The organism is Neisseria viridiae (genome assembly GCF_962747995.1).
GTDB lineage: Bacteria > Pseudomonadota > Gammaproteobacteria > Burkholderiales > Neisseriaceae > Neisseria > Neisseria viridiae.
Genome location: NZ_CAUJAJ010000002.1, coordinates 150,183 through 167,161, shown reverse-complemented (window position 1 = coordinate 167,161; position 16,979 = coordinate 150,183). Strand labels below are relative to the sequence as shown.

The 16,979-nt window shown below is 55.7% G+C and carries 18 protein-coding genes and 1 tRNA gene; 16 read left to right on the top strand and 3 right to left on the bottom strand.

All coding sequences use genetic code 11. The annotated features are described in order from the left end of the window. Positions 1 to 90: 90 nt before the first annotated feature. Both tmk and mltG read right to left on the bottom strand, forming a co-directional pair. Positions 91 to 711, bottom strand: a complete 621-nt coding sequence (gene tmk / locus Q9J79_RS02715; RefSeq protein WP_301912491.1) for a dTMP kinase — start codon at positions 709 to 711, stop codon at positions 91 to 93. Between the two features lie 59 nt (positions 712 to 770). Then, the gene (mltG, locus tag Q9J79_RS02710; RefSeq protein ID WP_301912490.1) at positions 771 to 1,766 is read right to left on the bottom strand and encodes an endolytic transglycosylase MltG; all 996 of its coding nucleotides are present in this window, start codon (positions 1,764 to 1,766) and stop codon (positions 771 to 773) included. An 83-nt stretch (positions 1,767 to 1,849) separates the two neighbouring features. On the opposite strand from mltG, the gene ampD reads away from it, so the two are divergent. From ampD to Q9J79_RS02660, 10 genes are all read left to right on the top strand, one after another. Further along, positions 1,850 to 2,422 carry a 1,6-anhydro-N-acetylmuramyl-L-alanine amidase AmpD gene (gene ampD / locus Q9J79_RS02705; protein WP_301912489.1) on the top strand — a complete coding sequence of 191 codons (573 nt, stop codon included), beginning with the start codon at positions 1,850 to 1,852 and terminating at the stop codon, positions 2,420 to 2,422. A 193-nt stretch (positions 2,423 to 2,615) separates the two neighbouring features. Next, on the top strand, positions 2,616 to 3,902 hold the full coding sequence (locus Q9J79_RS02700) for a cell division protein ZipA C-terminal FtsZ-binding domain-containing protein (RefSeq protein WP_301912488.1): 1,287 nt from the start codon (positions 2,616 to 2,618) through the stop codon (positions 3,900 to 3,902). Between the two features lie 133 nt (positions 3,903 to 4,035). After that, the gene (gene ligA, locus Q9J79_RS02695) at positions 4,036 to 6,498 is read left to right on the top strand and encodes an NAD-dependent DNA ligase LigA (RefSeq protein ID WP_301912487.1); all 2,463 of its coding nucleotides are present in this window, start codon (positions 4,036 to 4,038) and stop codon (positions 6,496 to 6,498) included. Between the two features lie 56 nt (positions 6,499 to 6,554). After that, the gene (gene hemW, locus Q9J79_RS02690) at positions 6,555 to 7,730 is read left to right on the top strand and encodes a radical SAM family heme chaperone HemW (protein ID WP_301912485.1); all 1,176 of its coding nucleotides are present in this window, start codon (positions 6,555 to 6,557) and stop codon (positions 7,728 to 7,730) included. 66 nt (positions 7,731 to 7,796) lie between these two features. Further along, positions 7,797 to 7,967, top strand: coding sequence for a hypothetical protein (locus Q9J79_RS02685; protein ID WP_301912484.1), 171 nt, complete (start codon positions 7,797 to 7,799; stop codon positions 7,965 to 7,967). Between the two features lie 170 nt (positions 7,968 to 8,137). Further along, positions 8,138 to 8,662, top strand: coding sequence for an outer membrane beta-barrel protein NspA (gene nspA / locus Q9J79_RS02680; protein WP_301912483.1), 525 nt, complete (start codon positions 8,138 to 8,140; stop codon positions 8,660 to 8,662). A gap of 149 nt (positions 8,663 to 8,811) precedes the next feature. Next, positions 8,812 to 9,201: a RidA family protein gene (locus tag Q9J79_RS02675; RefSeq protein WP_301912482.1), complete on the top strand. Its 390-nt coding sequence runs from the start codon at positions 8,812 to 8,814 to the stop codon at positions 9,199 to 9,201. A 76-nt stretch (positions 9,202 to 9,277) separates the two neighbouring features. After that, a complete protein-coding gene (locus Q9J79_RS02670; protein WP_301912481.1) occupies positions 9,278 to 10,108 on the top strand; it encodes a symmetrical bis(5'-nucleosyl)-tetraphosphatase in 831 nt (276 codons plus the stop codon). A gap of 14 nt (positions 10,109 to 10,122) precedes the next feature. Continuing rightward, entirely contained in the window at positions 10,123 to 11,580 is a 1,458-nt protein-coding gene (locus Q9J79_RS02665; protein ID WP_301912480.1) for a TrkH family potassium uptake protein, read from the top strand. Positions 11,581 to 11,583: 3 nt separating this feature from the next. Beyond that, complete coding sequence (locus Q9J79_RS02660; protein WP_301912478.1) at positions 11,584 to 12,117, top strand: hypothetical protein; 534 nt, start codon at positions 11,584 to 11,586, stop codon at positions 12,115 to 12,117. A 205-nt stretch (positions 12,118 to 12,322) separates the two neighbouring features. Here Q9J79_RS02660 and Q9J79_RS02655 read toward each other — a convergent pair. Beyond that, positions 12,323 to 12,399: transfer RNA gene (locus Q9J79_RS02655), tRNA-Pro, on the bottom strand. 208 nt (positions 12,400 to 12,607) lie between these two features. On the opposite strand from Q9J79_RS02655, the gene nudB reads away from it, so the two are divergent. From nudB to argH, 6 genes are all read left to right on the top strand, one after another. After that, positions 12,608 to 13,066: a dihydroneopterin triphosphate diphosphatase gene (gene nudB, locus Q9J79_RS02650; RefSeq protein ID WP_002248263.1), complete on the top strand. Its 459-nt coding sequence runs from the start codon at positions 12,608 to 12,610 to the stop codon at positions 13,064 to 13,066. Between the two features lie 101 nt (positions 13,067 to 13,167). Further along, positions 13,168 to 13,701, top strand: a complete 534-nt coding sequence (locus Q9J79_RS02645; protein WP_002248262.1) for an inorganic diphosphatase — start codon at positions 13,168 to 13,170, stop codon at positions 13,699 to 13,701. Between the two features lie 107 nt (positions 13,702 to 13,808). Beyond that, positions 13,809 to 14,042 carry an NGO_0222 family membrane protein gene (locus Q9J79_RS02640; protein ID WP_002248261.1) on the top strand — a complete coding sequence of 78 codons (234 nt, stop codon included), beginning with the start codon at positions 13,809 to 13,811 and terminating at the stop codon, positions 14,040 to 14,042. Next, complete coding sequence (rdgB, locus tag Q9J79_RS02635; RefSeq protein WP_002248260.1) at positions 14,035 to 14,634, top strand: RdgB/HAM1 family non-canonical purine NTP pyrophosphatase; 600 nt, start codon at positions 14,035 to 14,037, stop codon at positions 14,632 to 14,634. The genes Q9J79_RS02640 and rdgB overlap by 8 nt, the downstream gene beginning before the upstream one ends. A gap of 27 nt (positions 14,635 to 14,661) precedes the next feature. Continuing rightward, positions 14,662 to 15,531 (top strand): UTP--glucose-1-phosphate uridylyltransferase GalU, encoded by an 870-nt coding sequence (gene galU / locus Q9J79_RS02630; RefSeq protein ID WP_002217750.1) that lies wholly within the window; start codon positions 14,662 to 14,664, stop codon positions 15,529 to 15,531. An 18-nt stretch (positions 15,532 to 15,549) separates the two neighbouring features. Then, on the top strand, positions 15,550 to 16,926 hold the full coding sequence (gene argH / locus Q9J79_RS02625; RefSeq protein ID WP_301912477.1) for an argininosuccinate lyase: 1,377 nt from the start codon (positions 15,550 to 15,552) through the stop codon (positions 16,924 to 16,926). The last annotated feature ends 53 nt before the right edge of the window (positions 16,927 to 16,979 follow it).

Sequence of the window (16,979 nt, the reverse complement as noted above, 5' to 3'; positions counted from 1 at the left end):
GAAAGTTTGGCGCATACCGCCATTTTCACCTGCGGCACTGCCGTTTGATTTTCGGCGCGGGTGGATGCGCTTGTTTCAATATTTGCCGCATCAACAGCCGAAATGTCCGTCCAACACTTTTTCTATGTTGTTTCTGACTTCATCCAAGCTGCGGTTACTGTCGATAATGGCGTACCGTTCGGGACAGGCGGCGGCACGGTTCAGATAAACGCTGCGCACACGCATGAAGAAATCCGCCTGCTCCTGCTCGAAACGGTCTTTCTCGCGCGACTGCCTGATACGTGCCATCGATACTTCCAGCGGCACATCCAACAGCAGGGTCAAATCGGGGCGCAAACCGCCCTGCACCCAATGTTCCAATATTTCAATGTCTTCAGACGGCATTCCCCGTCCTCCGCCCTGATAGGCAAAGGTTGCATCGGTAAAACGGTCTGATACGACGTGTATGCCGTCTGAAAGCGCGGGCAATATCACGTCTTCAATATGCTGCATTCTGGCGGCGAACATCATCAGTGTTTCCGCACGCAAACCGGCTTTGGTTTCAGGGTTGAGCAGGATTTCGCGCAAGGCCTCACCGACCGGCGTTCCGCCCGGCTCGCGCGTGAACAGCACGGGCAGCCCCCTCCGTTCAAACCATGCTTTGATGACGGCAAGGTTGGTGGATTTTCCGGCACCGTCTATGCCGTCCAAAGTGATGAATTGCGGTTTCATGCTTGCAGTTCCAGTAAGGGTATGCCGTCTGAAAACACAAACTTTTCAGACGGCATGGTTTATTTTTTCAAAATATATTTGCGGACGGCGGCGTTGTGTTCGATCAAATCATGGCTGAACTGGCTCAAGCCCGTGCCGTCCATTTTGGACACGAAATACAGGTATTTTTCGCCGGACGGATGGGCGGCGGCATCGAGTGCCGCCTTGCCGGGCAGCGCAATCGGGGTTGGCGGCAGACCGCCGCGCGTATAGGTGTTGTACGGCGTGTCGCGGCGCAGGTCGGCTTTACGGATTTTGCCCTTGTATGCCGCACCCATGCCGTAAATCACGGACGGGTCGGTTTGCAGGCGCATACCGATTTTCAGGCGGTTGACGAAGACGGAAGCGACATGGTCGCGGTCGGCTTCGTGCCCGGTTTCCTTCTCAATCAGGCTCGCCATAATCAGCATTTCGTAGGGGTCTTTATAGGGCAGCCCGTCCTGCCTGCTTTCCCATGCCTCATTCAGGCGGCGTTGCATCGCCTTGTAGGCGGTTTGGTAAATCTGCAAATCGCTGCCGCCCGCATCGATTTCGTAGCTGTCGGGAAAAAACTGCCCTTCAGGATTGCCGCTGAAAGCATCGGGCGCAACTTCCGCCATCAGTTTTTCATTGCTCCAGCCTTTGGTGTCGTGTCCGATGTCGGGCGTTGCGTCGATGACTTTCCTCATGTACGAAAAACGCGAACCTTCGATAATCTGCACGGTAACGGAATCCGGCCTGCCGCCGCGCATTTTCTGCAAAATATCCCAAGCCGACACTTCGGACGACAACCTGTACGTCCCCGTGTGCAGCCTGTTGTGCACACCCAAAACGTAGGCCGCCGCCGTCAAAACATGTCTGCTGTACACGATGCGGTCTTCGGCAAGTTTCCTGCCGACCGACGAAATACCCTGATTTTTGGCAATCTTGATTCGGTATGCCCTGCCGTTGTCTTTAGGGACAAAAAGCAGCGCGGCGAAAACGGCTGCCGACACGGTCAAAAAAACGGCAGACCATTTCAACAATTTTCTCAACATGGTAGGATTCCCAATATCGGAATACATCTTAAAATTCGGGCGACAGTATAACCCAAATTACCCCATAAGACAGAAAGGACATCATGGACAATCCCGCTACGGCACCCTGGCAGGACGGTTGGCTGCAAAGCGTGCGCCACATTCCGTCGCCGAATTTCGGCCCGAGGGAGTCCAAAGAAGAGGTTTCCCTTGTCGTATTGCACAATATCTCGCTGCCGCCGTTCGAATATGGTACGGATGCGGTTGAGAGGCTTTTTACCAACCGCCTAGACCCGAACGACCACCCGTTTTTCGGATTGATACACACTTTGCGCGTATCCAGCCATTTCTTAATCAAACGCGACGGAGAAACGGTACAGTTCGTTTCCTGCGACAATATGGCATACCATGCCGGCGTATCTTCATTCGGCGGCAGGGAAAAATGCAACGCATTTTCAATCGGCATCGAACTGGAAGGCTGCGATTTCGAACCTTTTGCCGAAGCACAATACCGTTCGCTCGAAGCCTTGTTGGACGCAATCTGCCACCGCTACCCCATCACGGCGGTAACGGGGCACCAAGACATCGCGCCCGACCGCAAAACCGACCCCGGCCATTTTTTCGACTGGCGGCGGATATGGGAGAAAGAGTTTCCCGTGGACAGAAATGCCGTCTGAAAACCACAGATTTCAGACGGCATTTCGGAAAATTTCCGCTTATTTCGACACACTGCTGTCAGACCCTGCAATTTTCGTTATAATTCAAACGTTATAACCGGCCGTTCCGTCAGACTGCCGGAAACGCAAGCCCGATTTAACCGCAGTACCCGCACTTTGCGCATCCTGCATCCCGAAATTTAAAGTGATTGCCATGATTTACATCGTACTGTTCCTCGCCGCCGTCCTCGCCGTTGTCGCCTACAATATGTATCAGGAAAACCAATACCGCAAAAAAGTGCGCGACCAGTTCGGGCACTCCGACAAAGATGCCCTGCTCAACAGTAAAACCAGCCATGTCCGCGACGGCAAACCGTCCGGCGGGCCGGTCATGATGCCGAAACCCCAACCGGCGGTCAGAAAAACGGCAAAACCCCAAGACCCCGCCATGCGCAACCTGCAAGAACAGGATGCCGTCTACATTGCCAAGCAGAAACAGACAAAAGCCTCCCCGTTCAAAACCGAAATCGAAACCGTCTTGGAAGAAAGCGGCATTATCGGCAACTCCGCCCACACCGTTTCCGAACCCCAAACCGGACATTCCGCACCGAAACCTGCCGACGCGCCGGCAAAACCCGTTCCCGTTCCGCAAACGCCGGCAAAACCGCTGATTACGCTCCAAGAATTGTCAAAAGTCGAACTGCCGTGGTTTGACGTGCGCTTCGATTTCATCTCCTATATCGCGCTGACCGAAGCCAAAGAACTGCACGCACTGCCGCGCCTTTCCAACCGCTGCCGCTACCAGATTGTCGGCTGCACCATGGACGACCATTTCCAGATTGCCGAACCCATCCCGGGCATCCGCTATCAGGCATTTATCGTGGGTATTCAGGCAGTCAGCCGCAACGGACTTGCCTCGCAGGAAGAACTCTCCGCATTCAACCGCCAGGTGGACGCATTCGCACAAAGCATGGGCGGTCAGACGCTGCACACCGACCTTGCCGCCTTTATCGAAGTGGCTTCCGCACTGGACGCATTCTGCGCGCGCGTCGACCAGACCATCGCCATCCATTTGGTTTCCCCGACCAGCATCAGCGGCGTAGAACTGCGTTCCGCCGTAACGGGCGTGGGTTTCGTCTTGGAAGACGACGGCGCGTTCCACTATACCGACACGTCGGGTTCGACCATGTTCTCCATCTGCACGCTCAACAACGAGCCGTTTACCAATGCCCTTTTGGACAACCAGTCCTACAAAGGCTTCAGTATGCTGCTCGACATTCCGCACTCTCCGGCAGGCGAAAAAACCTTCGACGACCTCTTTATGGATTTGGCGGTACGCCTGTCCGGCCAGTTGAACCTGAATCTGGTCAACGACAAAATGGAAGAAGTTTCTACCCAATGGCTCAAAGACGTACGCACCTACGTTTTGGCACGCCAGTCCGAGATGCTCAAAGTCGGTATCGAACCGGGCGGCAAAACCGCCCTGCGCCTGTTCTCATAAATCCGAAACCTCAAAGGCGGATACATCGGCAACGGTGTATCCGCCTTTTGTTTTCCTGTAAAATCCGACCGTTTCCAACACGTTTTACCGTTCAGACGGCATTTGTCCATGCCGTCTGAACCTGTACGAATCCATGAACCCGACCGCACAACACATCCGCCGCCTCACCGACCTCCTCAACCGCTACGCCTACGAATACTACACCCTCGACGCGCCCAGCGTACCCGATGCCGAATACGACCGCCTGTTCCGCGAACTCGAAGCCCTCGAGCTAAACCATCCCGAGCTCAAACTGCCCGACAGTCCGACCCAGCGCGTCGGCGGCGAGCCTCTGGCGGGATTTGCCGAAGTGCGCCACGAAGTGCCGATGCTGTCGCTGACCAACGCCTTCTCCCCGCAAGATGAAAACGGCGTGTTCGACCATGCCGAAATGTACGCCTTCGACCAACGCGTGCGCGACGGCTTGGACGGCGGCCATCCCGAATACGTTATCGAACCCAAATTCGACGGCCTCGCCATCAGCCTGCTCTACCGCGACGGCGTATTGGTGCAGGCGGCGACGCGCGGCGACGGCACAACGGGCGAAGACGTTACCCAAAACGTCAAAACCGTCGCCAACATCCCCCTGCGGCTGCACGGCGAAAATACGCCCGAACTCATCGAAGTGCGCGGCGAAGTGCTGATGCTCAAAGCCGATTTCGCCGCTTTAAACCAACGTCAAGCCGAAAACGGGCAAAAACCTTTCGCCAATCCGCGCAATGCCGCCGCCGGCAGCCTGCGCCAACTCGATTCGCGTATCACCGCGCAACGCAAACTGCACTTTTTCTCCTATTCGATTGCCCGCCAGCAAGGCGGTTTCGTCGCGGAAGAACACATCCAAGAACTTGCCTATTTCCAAGCACTCGGCTTCAGCCTGCCCGACGGCAATTTCGGCTGCTTCAAAAATATCGGCGAAGTATTGGCGTTTTACGAAAAAATGCAGCAAAAACGCCCCGAACTGCCCTACGAAATCGACGGTATGGTGGTCAAAGTCAACAGTCTGGCGCAACAAAAAAAACTGGGCTTCATCTCCCGCGCGCCGCGCTGGGCGATTGCCCACAAATTCCCCGCCGAAGAAGCCCTGACCGTCGTCGAAGCCATAGACGTACAAATCGGGCGCACCGGCGCCGTTACCCCCGTCGCCCGCCTGCAACCCGTATTCGTCGGCGGCGTAACCGTTACCAACGCCACCCTGCACAATCAGGACGAAGTTTCCCGAAAAGACGTGCGCGTCGGCGATACCGTCGTCGTGCGCCGCGCCGGAGACGTGATTCCCGAAGTCGTACGCGTGATTTTTGAACGCCGCCCGATGCAGGAAACCGACGTTACGGGACTTTCAGACGGCATCAAATACCAACAAGACGACCTGTTTGCCGAAGCACCGGCTGCAAACCCAACCCAATCCGCCCCGCTCCACAAGCCCTACCGCCTGCCGACCCATTGCCCCATCTGCCGTAGCGAAATCGAACGCGAAGAAGGCGAAGCCGTCGCCCGATGCAGCGGCGGCATGCTTTGTCAGGCACAACGCGCGCAAGGCTTAATCCACTTCGCCTCGCGCAAAGCCATGGACATCGACGGCTTGGGTGAAAAACAAATCGAACAGCTTGTCGCCCAAGACCTCGTCCGCCACTTCGCCGACCTCTACCGCCTCGATATTCCGACCCTGCAAAAAATGAAGGAAGCGGCGGACAAAACCGTTGCCGAATCGGATCAAATGCCGTCTGAAGGCAGTTCGGTCGGCGCGTCGGGCAAACATAAAAAACAACCGACCAAGTGGGCGGAAAACATCCTCGCAGGCATAGAAGCCAGCAAAACGCCCGAACTCGCCCGCTTCCTGTTCGCGCTCGGCATCCGCCACGTCGGCGAACGCACCGCCAAAACGCTGGCGCAGGCATTCGGCACGTTGGAACACGTCCGCCGCGCGCCCGAACCCATCCTCGCCTGCCTGCCCGACATCGGCACCGTCGTCGCCCGCTCCATCGCCCACTTCTTCGCCCAAGACGCGCAGCAGGCGATGATAGACGAGCTGCTCGCCGCAGGCGTTGCCCCGCAAACCCAAGCGGTTACCATCCCGCCCGCCCGCCACGCCGAGCCGCAACGCTGGATTGCCCGCCTGCCCGACTTCAAAATCAGCGAAAACAAAGCCCAAGCCTTATGGGAACTCGCCGGTCAAAGTATAGAAGGGCTGCAAAACGACAAAGCTCTTCCCACCGACTGGCAGGCGTGGCGCAGCGAAGCACAAAACGCCGCCCTGCTCGAAAACCTGAAAACCTTCTTCGCGCAAATGCCGTCTGAAGACGAGGCGGCGCAAGGTTCAGACGGCATCAATAAAGCCGTAGCAGGCAAAACCTTCGTATTAACCGGCACCCTGCCCACGCTTAAACGTGAACAAGCCCAAGCCCTAATCGAAGCCGCAGGCGGCAAAGTTTCTGGCAGCGTGTCCAAAAAAACCGACTACGTCGTCGCCGGAGAAGCTGCGGGCAGCAAGCTGGAAAAAGCCAATGCCTTGGGCGTTTCCGTCCTCAGCGAAGCCGAACTGCTTACCCTGCTCGGCTAAACCCATGCCGTCTGAACCGCCTTCAGACGGCATTGCCCACTTTTCCGAACCACACCATGCACACCATTTCCTTTCCAAACCGCACCCGACTCACCGCCCTGCCGCCCCTGTCGCTCTATATCCACATCCCGTGGTGCATCAAAAAATGCCCGTATTGCGACTTCAATTCCCACAGCCTGAAAAACGGATTGCCCGAAGCCGCCTATATCGACGCGCTGCTGACCGATTTGCAGCTTGAATTGCCCAATATTTGGGGCAGGCCGGTGGAAACGATATTTTTCGGCGGCGGTACGCCCAGCCTGTTTCAGGCGGAATCGATTGACCGTTTGTTGAGCGGCGTGCGTTCGCTGTTGCGCTTGCAGCCGGAAGCGGAAATTACGTTGGAAGCCAATCCGGGTACATTTGAAATCGAGAAGTTTCAAGGATTTAAAGACGCAGGCATTACGCGGCTTTCTATCGGAGTGCAGAGTTTCAACGACGATATGCTCTCAAGGCTGGGGCGCGTCCACAACGGCAAAGAAGCCTTAACCGCCATAGCTACTGCCTTGAAATTATTTAATAAAGTCAATATCGACTTGATGTACGCCCTGCCGAACCAAACCGTTCAGACGGCATTGGACGACGTACAAACCGCCATCGCTACGGGCGCGACCCACATCAGCGCGTATCATCTGACGATGGAACCGAACACGCCGTTCGGTCATACGCCGCCGAAAGGTTTGCCGCAAGACGAAGCCGCCCTCGACATCGAAGACGCGGTACACGGCGCGCTGGAAGGCGCGGGTTTTGTCCACTACGAAACATCGGCTTTTGCGAAACCCACCATGCAGTGCCGCCACAATTTGAACTACTGGCAGTTCGGCGATTATTTGGGCATAGGCGCGGGCTCGCACGGCAAAATCTCCTACCCCGACCGCATCGAGCGCACCGTCCGCCGCCGCCATCCCAACGACTACCTCGCCTTAATGCAAAGCCAACCGAGCGAAGCCGTCGAACGCAAAACCGTTGCCGCCGATGATTTGCCGTTCGAGTTCATGATGAACGCCCTGCGCCTGACCGACGGCGTACCCGCCGCGATGTTGCAGGAGCGCACAGGAGTACCTGCTGCCAAAATCATGGCGCAAATCGAAACGGCAAGACAAAAAGGCCTGCTGGAAACCGACCCGACCGTGTTCCGCCCGACCGAAAAAGGACGCTTGTTTTTAAACGATTTGTTGCAGTGTTTTTTATAAGCGCAAACAAATCGGCGGCCGCCCGGGAAAACCCGCCCCGAACGCGTCCGGAAAATATGCTTATCGATGGAAAACGCAGCCGCATCCCCCGCCGGGCGTTTCAGACGGCAACGCCGCACACAAAAAACCGTACGCCTGCGCCTGCAACAATCCGACAGATACCGCCGCCGCGCCTTTGCGGTTTTTTCCAAACCGTTTGCAAGTTCCACCCGTCCGCCGCGTGATGCCGCCGTTTAAGGGCAACGCGCGGATTAACGGCTTTGCCGTCGGCAGAGCAGCCGGATGCCGCCGCGTATCTTGAGGCATTGAAAATATTACGATGCAAAAAGAAAATTTCAGTATAATACGGCAGGATTCTTTAACGGATTCTTAACAATTTTTCTCCCTAACCATAAAGGAACCAAAATATGAAAAAAGCACTTGCCGCACTGATTGCCCTCGCCCTCCCGGCCGCCGCACTGGCAGAAGGCGCATCCGGCTTTTACATCCAAGCCGATGCCGCACACGCCAAAGCCTCAAGCTCTTTAGGTTCTGCCAAAGGCTTCAGCCCGCGCATCTCCGCAGGCTACCGCATCAACGACCTCCGCTTCGCCGTCGATTACACGCGCTACAAAAACTATAAAGCCGCATCCACCGATGTCAAACTTTACAGCATCGGCGCGTCCGCCATTTACGACTTCGACACCCAATCGCCCGTCAAACCGTATCTCGGCGCGCGCTTGAGCCTCAACCGCGCCTCCGTCGACTTGGGCGGCAGCGACAGCTTCAGCCAAACCTCCACCGGTCTCGGCGTATTGGCGGGCGTAAGCTATGCCGTTACCCCGAATGTCGATTTGGATGCCGGCTACCGCTACAACTACGTCGGCAAAGTCAACACTGTCAAAAACGTCCGCTCCAGCGAACTGTCCGTCGGCGTGCGCGTCAAATTCTGATATACGCCTTATTCCGCAAACCGCCGAGCCTTTCGGCGGTTTTTGTTTTCAACATCCATGCCGTCTGAAACTACACAAGCAGACGGTTTTGTACGATAATCCGCAACACCGCGTTCCCCTTTCACACGCATCCGTTTCAGGAGAAAATCATGGCCAAAACCATCATCCACACCGACAAAGCCCCTGCCGCCATCGGCGCATACAGCCAAGCCGTGCGCGCGGGCGACACCGTTTACATGAGCGGTCAAATCCCCCTTGATCCCGTCACCATGACCGTTGTCGGCAACGGCGATTTCCGCGCCGAAGCGCGCCAGGTCTTTAAAAATCTGCAAGCCGTCGCCGAAGCGGCAGGCGGTTCGCTGGACGACATCGTCAAACTCAACGCCTACCTGACCGACTTGGGCAATTTCGCCGTCTTCAACGAAGTGATGGCAGAATTTATCGCCGAGCCGTTCCCCGCACGCGCCGCCGTCGGCGTTGCCACGCTGCCCAAAGGCGTGCAGGTCGAAGCCGAAGCCGTCCTCGTTTTGAACGCATAATTCCACGTTCAGACGGCATAAAATTTCCAACCGTGCCGTCTGAACCGCAACACTTTCCCACTTCACAACACCCGCAATGGCACATTACGCAATCGGCGACATCCAAGGCTGTTTCGACGAACTGACCGCGCTGCTCGATAAAATCGGCTTCAACCACGGCACGGATACCCTCTGGCTGACGGGCGACATCGTCAACCGCGGCCCGAAATCCCTCGAAACGCTGCAATTCTGCATCCGGCACGAAAGCAGCGTGCAAATCGTCCTCGGCAACCACGACCTGCACCTGCTCGCCGTCGGCTGCGGCGAAGGCGCGCCCAAACGCAGCGACACAATCGAACCCATACTCAAACACCCCGACGGCAGAAAAATGCTCGACTGGTTGCGTGTGCAACCGCTTTTGATACGTGACGGCAGCCGCGTAATGGTACACGCCGGCATCCTGCCGCAATGGCGCATCGCCAAAGCCGAATCGCTCGCCGGAGAAGCCGAAGCCGAACTGCGCGGCAAAAAATACGTCAAATTCTTCTCCAAAATGTACGGCAACAAACCGGCCGCGTGGGACGAAGGTTTGGAAGGCTATGCCCGCCTGCGCTTCATCGTCAACGCCTTCACGCGGATGCGCGCCCTGACCTTTAAAAACGAACTGGATTTCGACTACAAATCCACAGTGAAAAAAATGCCGCTTTACCTGCGCCCGTGGTTCAAAGCCCCTGACCGGCAAAACCTCGACCACACCATCATCTTCGGACACTGGTCCTCGCTGGGCTACACGAATGCCGACAACGTCATCTCGCTGGACACCGGCGCGCTGTGGGGCGGACAGCTGACCGCCGTCAACCTCGAAACGGAAGAAATTACCCAAGTCCAAGCCGCCGGCGGCATAGACTGGAAAAGCTTCGCAAAATAACGGACCGCCCCACTATGCACAAAATCCTGCCCATCGCCCACGTCCTCTCCCGACTGGGTATGCTGTTTTCCTTTATCCTGCTGATACCCGCCGCCCTCTCCTACGCCTTTTCGGACGGCGCGTACACCGCCTTCGCCACCACCGCGACCGTTACCCTTTCCGGCTCGTGCATCGTCCGGCTCGCCACCCTCCGGTTCAGGCGCGAACTGCGCCCGCGCGACGGCTTCACCCTCGTCCTGATGTTGTGGCTGGCGTTTGCCGCTATGGCTGCGATGCCGATGTACCTGTATTTCCCGAATATGGGCTTTACCGACGCATTTTTTGAATCGATGTCGGGACTGACCACCACCGGCGCGACCGTCATCCCCCACGTCGACGGGCTCGCCCCATCCGTCAACTTTTGGCGGCATATGCTCAACTGGCTGGGCGGGATGGGCATCATCGTCCTTGCCGTCGCCATCCTGCCCATGCTCGGCGTAGGCGGCACGCAATTATTCAAAGCCGAAATCCCCGGCATTGACAAAGAAAGCAAAATGTCGCCGCGCATTTCCCAAGTGGCGAAAAAACTCTGGTTCGGCTACACCCTGATCACCATCCTCGCGGCAGCCTGCCTGCATTTTGCCGGGATGGGCTGGTTCGATGCCGTCTGTCACGCAATGGCGACCCTCTCGCTGGGCGGGTTTTCCACCCACGATGCCAGCATCGGTTATTACAACTCCCCCCTCATCGAAGCAGTCATCATCGTTTTTACCATTGTCGGCGGCATCAATTTTGCCAGCCATTTCGCCGCCTTCAGCAGCCGCAGCCTCAAAACCTATTGGAAAGACGAAGAATGCCGGACGATGCTGCTGCTGCTCTCCGGCAGCATCCTTGCCGCCGCCCTGTACCTGTGGCACACCGGCTATTACGCTGGTTTTACCGAATCCCTACGCTACACCGCCTTCAACTTCGTCTCCATCGGACTGGCAAACGGGCTGGCCAACACCGACTTCGCGCAATGGCCGCTCCTGATTTCCCTGTGGATGTTTTTCCTCGCCAACATCCTCGCCAACTCCGGCTCGACCGGCGGCGGCATCAAAACCATACGCGCCCTCGTCCTGTTCAAATTCAGCCTGCGCGAAATGATGGTGCTGCTGCACCCCAAAGCCGTCCGCACCGTCAAAATCAGCGGCAAGGCCATACCCGACCGCCTCGCGCTGACCGTTATGTCCTTCATCTTCATCTACTTTATGACCGTCGTCCTCTTCAGCTTCCTGCTGATGGCGAGCGGTATGGAATTTACCACCGCCTTCACCGCCGTCATCGCCTGCATTACCAACGCCGGTCCCGGTCTGGGCGAAGTCGGGCCCGCCGGCAATTACGCCGGTTTGGACGTGATGCAGAAATGGATCTGCGTTGCCGCCATGCTCTTGGGCAGGCTGGAAATCTTCACCGTCTTCATCCTCTTTACCCCCGCCTACTGGAAGAAATAAAAAATGCCGTCTGAAAACTTTTCAGACGGCATTTCAAGAAAGTTTGTACATGTGGAAATAGGTGGTATGTTGAAATGGGATATTGGGCGGCACGGGCGGATTGGAACGGAAGAAGTAAAAGATATGAAAAAATTAGATGACAAAGAACAAGCAATGTATATTGCGAAAAAATTCCAAAAAAGAATGTTAATTCCTAAGATTTTTTTTATTTCCGTAGCCTGTATACTTGGTGCGGCAACTCTCCAAGAAATTGTTACAAACAATAATTTCTTAAAGAAAGATATTTTTCTTATTATATTTACTATATATTGGGTTGTTGGATTACTTTTTTGTATTATTTATATTCCGATTGCCAGCATATGTCCATATTGCCATTCTTTTCAAAAATTTAATGGCAAATCATTTGAGATTGATGCTAATAATTTAACTTATTCAAGAGGAATTTCTCCATTTAATAAAGATTATTGCACCGAGTGTAAAGCACCACTATCACCCAAGTCCGTGGAGCATATGTATTCCAAAATAGCTGGTGAATAAGTATTAACAAGCACAGCCTGTGCAACTAGCAAGCCATAGACCATATGAAACCTAAACTCAACAAGCAGCATATGTGCGGAACGCACACATGCGGTTCTCAAAGTTTGAGCTAAGAGGTTGTCTTAAACAATAAATACGGTTTCAAACGACCTTTCTTTATACAGACAAAAAAGCAGCCGTTTCAAAAACGGCTGCCTTATATTTTTGGTCGGAGTGAAAGGATTCGAACCTTCGACCCCTTGCACCCCATGCAAGTGCGCTACCAGACTGCGCCACACTCCGACTCGATAAGTTGCGGATTATAGTTTCCGCCCGACGCTTTGGCAAGCATTAAAATCACAACCGCCCTTATCTTTTTGACACAACGGAAAATTTACCGGCAAACGCCAGCGCGTCCCGCCCGGGCGGAAAAGGATGCGGAAAAGGATAAACGCCATAACGTGCGGCGTTTGCTATAATCCGCCCCTTCATTACCTCAGCCCGCCGAAAGATGCCGATGGCAAAACCGCTCAAATACCCCGTCTCCGCACTGGTCGTACTCCATGACGGGGACGGCAGTATCCTCCTCATCGAACGCACGCATCCGCAAGGGTTTTGGCAGTCGGTAACCGGCAGCCTCGAACCGGGCGAAACCGTCGCACAAACGGCAAGGCGCGAAGTTTGGGAAGAAACCGGCATCCTGCTGGCGGACGGGCAGCTCCAAGACCGGCACGACAGCACGGTTTACGAAATCTACCACCACTGGCGGCACCGCTACCCCAAAGGCGTGTTTGAAAACCGCGAACACGTCTTCTGGGCCGAAATCCCGCGTGATACGCCCGTCGTCCTGCAACCCGAGGAACACGTCTCCTACGGCTGGTTCGGCTTGGAAGAAGCGGCGGAAAAAGTGTTTTCCCCGTCCAACAGGCGCGCGATTCTGGAACTGGGCAGGTTTTTGGGCAAACGGTAACACGCGCCCGGACACCCTTTCAGACGGCATCGGGCGCATTTTCAGCCGGACGTTTGTGCTATACTTTCAAACTTCAAACTTTCCCAAATAAAGGAAACCAAATGGCAGACTTCAACCAAATCCTGACCCCCGGCGACGTGGACGGCGGCATCATCAACGTTGTCAACGAAATCCCCGCCGGCAGCAACCACAAAATCGAGTGGAACCGCAAACTCGCCGCATTCCAACTCGACCGCGTCGAACCCGCCATCTTCGCCAAACCGACCAACTACGGCTTCATTCCCCAAACATTAGACGAAGACGGTGACGAATTGGACGTATTGCTCGTTACCGAACAGCCTCTGGCAACCGGCGTATTCTTGGAAGCGCGCGTTATCGGCGTGATGAAATTCGTCGATGACGGCGAAGTGGACGACAAAATCGTCTGCGTACCTGCCGACGACCGCAACAACGGCAACGCCTACAAAACTTTGTCCGACCTGCCGCAACAGCTCATCAAACAAATCGAGTTCCACTTCAACCACTACAAAGACCTGAAAAAAGCAGGTACGACCAAAGTCGAATCCTGGGGCGGTGTGGAAGAAGCGAAAAAAGTCATCAAAGAATCCATCGAACGTTGGAACAAACAGGCATAACGCCCTCCCTGCCGTTTGAACGCCGCTTCAGACGGCATTTTTCCAAGCCCTAGGGAATACCGTCCCAATCGGATATAATCCGAACATACCGCTTCCGACCGAACGCCATGAACCGCCGAAAAATCTATCTATTGTCTGTTGCCCTCTTCACACTGGCATTTATGCTGCTCGTCCTCTTGGGTGCTTATCTGCTGACCGTCGGCAGCAAAGCCTTCGCCATCGCCTCCTTTCTTTTCGCATTCGGCGCGCTGTTCGGGCAAATCGGCGCACTCGCCCTCTACCTGCGGCACAAATCCCTACGCGCCGCCCAATCCGCCGCACAGGAAAACCGCTATGTCTGAAAAACCGGAAAAAATCGTTTTGGCAAGCGGCAATGCAGGTAAACTCAAAGAATTCGGCAACCTATTCGAACCATACGGCATTACCGTATTGCCGCAATCCGAATTCGGCATACCCGAATGTCCGGAGCCCTATCCCACCTTTGTCGAAAACGCGCTGGCAAAAGCACGCCATGCCGCCGAATACAGCGGACTGCCCGCGCTTGCCGACGACAGCGGCATCTGTGCCGCCGCCTTAAACGGCGCGCCGGGCATCCATTCCGCACGTTACGCGGGCAGCAATCCCAAATCCGATACCGCCAACAACCTGAAACTTGCCGCCGAACTTGCCGGCAAAGCCGACAAAAGCTGTTCTTATGTCTGCGTATTGGTTTTTGTCCGCCATAAAGACGACCCGCGCCCGATTATTGCCGAAGGCGTATGGCACGGGCAGTGGAACGGCGTTCCCGCCGGTGAAAACGGTTTCGGTTACGACCCGTATTTTTACCTGCCCGAACACGGCAAAACCGCCGCCGAATTGGATGCGGAGGTCAAAAACCGCGAAAGCCACCGCGCGCAGGCACTCGCCGATTTAATCCGCAAACTCGCCCTTTAAACATCAAAACAATACAAAGGAAAAAGAATGAAACCGATAAAAAAAGCCGTTTTCCCCGTCGCAGGGATGGGAACCCGCTTCCTGCCCGCCACCAAGGCCAGCCCGAAAGAAATGCTGCCCATCGTCGACAAGCCGCTGATCCAATACGCCGTAGAAGAAGCCGTGGAAGCCGGCTGCACGGAAATGGTGTTTGTAACCGGACGCAACAAACGCAGCATCGAAGACCATTTCGACAAGGCATACGAACTCGAAACCGAGTTGGAAATGCGCCATAAAGACAAACTTCTGGAACACGTCCGCAACATCCTGCCGCCGAACATTACCTGCCTCTACATCCGTCAGGCGGAAGCACTGGGCTTGGGACACGCCGTCTTGTGCGCCCGCGCCGCCATCGGAGACGAACCCTTTGCCGTGATTTTGGCTGACGACTTAATCGATGCCCCCAAAGGCGCGCTCAAACAAATGGTCGAAGTGTACGAACGCAGCGGCAACAGCATTTTGGGCGTAGAAACCGTCGAACCGTCGCAAACCGGCTCATACGGCATCGTCGAAACCGAACAGCTCAAACAGTTCCAACGCATTACCGGCATTGTCGAAAAACCCAAGCCCGAAGACGCGCCCTCCAACCTTGCCGTCGTCGGACGCTACATCCTTACCCCGCGCATTTTCGACTTACTGACCGGACTGCCGCGCGGCGCGGGCAACGAAATCCAGCTTACAGACGGCATCGCCAAGCTGCTCGATCACGAATTTGTCTTGGCGCACCCCTTTGAAGGCACGCGCTACGACTGCGGCAGCAAACTGGGCTATCTGGAAGCCACCGTCGCCTACGGTTTAAAACACCCCGAAACCGGCGAACCCTTCCGCCGCCTTTTGGAAAAATACCGTACCGAATAACCCCATCAAGGAATCCTTATGCACGACAAAACCTGGTCCGGACGCTTCAACGAACCCGTTTCCGAACTCGTCAAACAATACACCGCCTCCATCGGTTTCGACCGACGGCTTGCCGAATGGGACATCCAAGGCTCGCTGGCACACGCGCAAATGTTGAAAGAAACCGGCGTGTTGGACGAAGGCGATTTGGCGGACATCCGCCGGGGTATGGCGGAAATCCTCGAAGAAATCCGCAGCGGCAAAATCGAATGGTCGCTCGATTTGGAAGATGTCCACATGAACATCGAACGCCGCCTGACCGACAAAATCGGCGACGCGGGCAAACGCCTGCACACCGGCCGCAGCCGCAACGACCAAGTCGCCACTGACATCCGCCTGTGGCTGCGCGACCAAATTACCGTCATCCGAAGCCTGATTCAAAGCCTTCAGACGGCATTGCTGGATTTGGCGGAACAAAACGCCGAAACCGTTATGCCCGGCTTTACCCACCTGCAAGTCGCCCAGCCTGTCAGCTTCGGACACCACATGCTCGCCTACGTCGAAATGCTCGGACGCGATAACGAACGGATGGCGGACTGCCGCCGCCGCGTCAACCGTATGCCGCTCGGCGCAGCCGCCCTTGCCGGGACGACCTACCCGATTCAGCGCGAAATCACCGCCGAGCTATTGGGCTTTGAACAAATCTGCCAGAACTCGCTCGATGCCGTATCCGACCGCGATTTCGCCATTGAGTTCACAGCCGCCGCTTCTCTGATTATGGTTCACCTGAGCCGCCTGTCTGAAGAATTGATTTTGTGGATGAGTCCGCGTTTCGGCTTTATCGACATCGCCGACCGCTTCTGCACCGGCTCGTCCATTATGCCGCAGAAGAAAAACCCCGACGTGCCCGAACTCGTGCGCGGCAAATCCGGACGCGTCATCGGACACCTTATCGGCCTGATTACCCTGATGAAATCCCAACCCTTGGCGTACAACAAAGACAATCAGGAAGACAAAGAACCGCTGTTTGACACCGCCGACACGCTCATCGACACATTGCGGATTTACGCCGATATGATGCGCGGCGTAACCGTCAAACCCGACAATATGCGCGCCGCCGTAATGCAGGGTTTTGCCACCGCCACCGACTTGGCGGATTATCTGGTCAAAAAAGGTATGCCCTTCCGCGATGCCCACGAAGTCGTCGCCCAAGCCGTGCGCCACGCCGACCAAGCGGGCGTCGATTTGAGCGAACTGCCGCTTGAAGTCTTACAAGGTTTCAGCGATTTGATTGCCGACGACGTTTACAGCGTGCTGACACCCGAAGGCAGCTTAAACGCCCGCAACCACTTGGGCGGCACCGCGCCGGAACAAGTGCGCCTCCAAGTCAAACGCTGGCGTGAAGTGTTGGCTTAACCCCCGATGCCGTCTGAAGAAATGTTCAGACGGCATTTTTAAAAGGCAAGAAC